General features: G+C 42.4%; 4 protein-coding genes. All 4 read right to left on the bottom strand.

The features are described 5' to 3' along the window. A partial coding sequence (locus DOT_RS23570) for a response regulator (protein WP_009624058.1) occupies nt 1-307 on the bottom strand: 307 nt, incomplete at its 3' end. A 152-nt stretch (nt 308-459) separates the two neighbouring features. After that, nucleotides 460-1725 carry a SpoIVB peptidase gene (spoIVB, locus tag DOT_RS23565; RefSeq protein WP_040413371.1) on the bottom strand — a complete coding sequence of 422 codons (1266 nt, stop codon included), beginning with the start codon at nt 1723-1725 and terminating at the stop codon, nt 460-462. A gap of 298 nt (nt 1726-2023) precedes the next feature. Next, on the bottom strand, nt 2024-3697 hold the full coding sequence (recN, locus tag DOT_RS23560; protein WP_009624055.1) for a DNA repair protein RecN: 1674 nt from the start codon (nt 3695-3697) through the stop codon (nt 2024-2026). A gap of 11 nt (nt 3698-3708) precedes the next feature. Further along, nucleotides 3709-4107, bottom strand: a 399-nt coding sequence (gene argR / locus DOT_RS23555) for an arginine repressor (protein WP_009624054.1), incomplete at its 5' end; no start/stop codon positions are given.

Here is a 4107-nt window from a genome sequence, read left to right as displayed (position 1 = left end):
AATTCGCTCCAAGGTTGACTGCACGTTGGGTCATCGATTCCTGTCCAAACGCGGTTAAAATAATGATTTTAGGTCTTTGGGCAGCATTTTGAAGTTTTTCCAAGACACCTAATCCATCAAGATGGGGCATAATGATATCTAAAAGCACAACATGAGGTTCTTCCCGAGAAATTAATTCTAGAGCCTCATTCCCATGATATGCTACCCCAACAAGGCTCATATCTTCTTGCCGTTCTATAAATTCTTTAACAATCTCGACAAATTCCCGGTTGTCATCTGCCAATAGAACTCGTATAGGCCTTTGCATTTCCCAGGATCCTCCTCATATCAGAACGTATTAGAATTTATAATTTCGACAATTGTTTTCTATACTCCTTCTTTTTTTGATAGAAAAATGCTAATAAATTAAAAGAAAGAGCGACTTTTTTAAAAAGCCACTCTCCAAACTAGATTACGTCTTTAAGCTGCTTGCTTCTTATCTAACTTCATACCCTCATTTATCATATTCTGGATAAAAACACCGTACCCTCTTTGGGAATCATTTACAAATACATGAGTTACTGCGCCAATGATTTTACCATCTTGAACAATCGGACTTCCACTCATGCCTTGGATGATACCACCCGTAACTTCTAGGAGCCTTGGATCTGTTACTCGCACAATCATATTTTTGCTATCTGTACGATTATGCATCACTCGATCAATATTAATATTAAACTCCTCAATTTTTTCTCCTTGAATCACCGTGTAAATCTTGGCCGGACCAATTTTAACCTCAGATTCCCATCCAACTGGAATTGCTTCGTTGAAATAGGGATTCACAACTTGACCACTCATTAAGCCAAAGATACCTGTCGTAGTGTTCTTTTCAATCGTTCCCATAAAGGTTGAATCCGAGACAAATGAACCGAGTTTTTCGCCAGGATGTCCACGTTTCCCCTTTTCAATAGCGTAAATCGATGAAGCAATAACTTTTCCTTTAGAAACTTCAATTTTCTGGTTTGTGTCCGCATCAGTGATTACATGCCCTAGTGCGCCATATTGTTTGGAAATTGGGTCTAAAAAAGAAAGGGTCCCGACCCCAGCTGCTTCATCCCGTACAAATAGACCCATTCGATACCTACCAGTCTCTACACAAAAAATTGGTCTTATTTTCTTTTCTAAAATTTGATCCTGATGCTTAAATAACACGTCTACGTTTCCTTTTTCTTCCCCCGCGAGATGAACCGCATTGGAAACATCTTGATCTGTCCGTACTTCTTGGTTGTCGATTTTAAGGAGAATGTCTCCTACTTCAATTCCAGCTTCCTTGGCAGGAAATATTTTTTTACCACTCTTGTCTACAACTGGGGCTTGCCCGACCACCATTACACCTTTTGTCTGTAAAGTGACACCAATAGATTGTCCGCCTGGAATTAATTTCATGGGCTTCATGACTTCGACTTCACCGGATCTTAATGGAAAAATCCCAAAGAGTTTGTAAGAGACTTCAAATTTTTCCGACCCTAGAGTGTGGGATACGCCTGATACAGAAACAATTTGATTTGTTGAAACCTTTTCTACCTTAATAAGCTTGGACCAAATTCCGTTAACTTGAGGTTCTTCATGATTACCTTGGGTCAAATACTGTTCTGGAAATTCAACCAACTGTTGAAAATTTGGATTCATACTAAGGAAGATGCAGAACAAGAGACTGACAAAAACTAAAACGCTCCTTTTTTTCACTCTCTTATCCCTCCACTCTATTCTCCCTATCACCATTCTCCCTTTTTCTTTATTTTAGAGCGTTCAAAATAAGTGTTTGAGCTGAATTCTAATGTTAAATTATCCAAATCCCTTCTGTTTCATCCTGTAAAATCCGTTCCATATTTTCTAAAACATTGGCAAATTAGACAAAAAAAAAGGACTGCATAATTAAGTTGTGCAGCCACAAGTAAAGCAATTCAAGAAATTTGCTTAAAAAATGGAATTATTAGGGAATAATCCGTTATTGTTCTTATTAATTACAAATTGAAGTTGAATCTCACTTGATTATGTGCCCACATCGTTCCCATAACTCCTGGGCATGTTTACGTGTAACCTCTACTTCTCCACCTCCGAGCATCCGAGCGAGTTCCTCGATACGCCTGAATTCGGACAACGATTCAACCCGCGTCCGCGTCCTACCTTCCTTCACTTCTTTGACGATCCCATAATGAACATCCGCATAGGCAGCTACTTGCGCAGCATGGGTGATGCAAAAAACCTGTTTGTTATGAGCGATTTTGGCCAGCTTTTCACCCACTTTATGAATCGTCCTGCCACCGACCCCGCTATCTACCTCATCGAAGATAAACGTTCCCACTGACTCTACTTTAGCCAATAAACTCTTTAAAGCCAACATTAAGCGGGACATTTCTCCGCCGGAAGCGACTTTCGCAAGGGGCTTAGGAGGTTCTCCAAGGTTAGCAGAGAAATAAAACTCTACCGCCTCCGCTCCACCAGTCGTTGGCTCCGTGTTTGGTGTGAACCGAACTTCAAACCGGCTTCTCTCCAGACTTAGATCTGCAAGTTCAATCATGAGGCCTTTCTCAATCCGTTCAGCGATTTCTAGCCGTTTTTGGCTGAGTTGTTCCGCTGCGGTTTCATAGGCCTTGCGTGTCGTCTTTTTCTCTTTATGTATTGTTTCAAATTGCTCTTGGACATGAGTGATTTGCTCCAACTCTTCTAGCATTCCCCTTCGTTTTTCCAAAACTTCTTCGAGGATTGTCCCATATTTCCGAAGCCTATTTAGCTGTATAAGCCGCTCCTCTATTCTGTCGAGGCGTCCTGGTTCAAACTCAAAGTTATCCTTATACACCCGGACTTGATCAGCTAAATCCTCCACCGCATAATAGATGGATTCGATCTGCTCAATAACATTAAAATTGTCATCTAGCCGGGCCAGCTCTTGAAGGGCTTTACGCGTTTGTCCTAACAGATCAAAAACTGCAAGCTTGCCCGCTGATCCCTCATATAGTGCAGCGTACGCTTCGGATATTAAACTCGTAATGCGTTCCGCATTACCTAAACGTTTCTTCTCCTGATTGAGCTCTCCCTCTTCTCCTGGAACTGGATTAATATGATTAATTTCTTCAATTTGATAACGAAGAATTTCTTCGCGTTTTTGCCGTTCCTCCTCTGAAATGGATAACTCTCGTTCTTTGCGGATAATCGCTTGATAGGCTTTAGCTGCTTCATTTACTAAAATGACGTCGTCTTGAAGTCCTCCTACGGCATCTAAAAGATCTCGGTGGGTTTCGGGGCGGAAGAGAGTCAGATGCTCTATTTGCCCATGTATATCCACTAGCCCTTCACAGAGTGTACGATAGAGGGTCAGTGGAATCGTACGGCCTTGAACACGACAGATATTTTTTCCTGAGGCATTTATCTCGCGATAAAGAAACAATTGACCTTCTTCAACGGGATAACCCGCCTCTTCAAGCCTCATTAAGGACTCCTGGGCCAGATCTTCAAAAACCCCTTCTATCCGTGCCTGCGCTTCCCCGTGTCGAATCAGATCTGCGCTGGCTCGTCCACCTAAGAGAACCCCTAAGGCGTCAATCAACATTGATTTCCCTGCGCCAGTTTCTCCCGTAAATACTGTCATACCACGACTAAAATTCAGTCGTACCGTTTCCATCAGGCCGAAATTCTCTACGTGCAACTCCGCTAGCATAATATCCCCTCCTATCCAAGCAAGGTGGTGAGTCGTTCTAAGACTGCGGGAACAACCTCTTTAGGTTTGATGACCAAAAGAATTGTATCATCCCCTGCTACAGTGCCAATGACCTCTTCCCAATTGCTATTATCCATAACGGCCGCTAACGCATGCGCATTTCCTGGAATCGTTCGAATGACGATAAGACTTTCTGTGTCATTAATGGAGACGACCGTTTCACGTAACAACCGTTTGAGGCGATCTTGCAAATTCGACGGATGTACTTCGCTCGGAACGGCATAGCGATAATCGTCATCTGCACTAGGGACTTTAATAAGTCCCATTTCTTTGATATCCCGAGAGACCGTTGCCTGAGTGACATCAAAACCGGCTTGGTGCAATTTATCGGCGAGCTCTTCCTGAGTGCG

Source organism: Desulfosporosinus sp. OT, from assembly GCF_000224515.1.
GTDB lineage: Bacteria > Bacillota > Desulfitobacteriia > Desulfitobacteriales > Desulfitobacteriaceae > Desulfosporosinus.
The sequence above is the reverse complement of the archived record's forward strand: the minus strand, read 5'-3'. Positions and strand labels throughout refer to the sequence as shown.

Coding starts and splice junctions, on each gene's coding strand:
- recN (WP_009624055.1), bottom strand. CDS start 3,697: ATGCTAGCGGAGTTGCACGTAGAGAATTTCGGCCTGATGGAAACGGTA.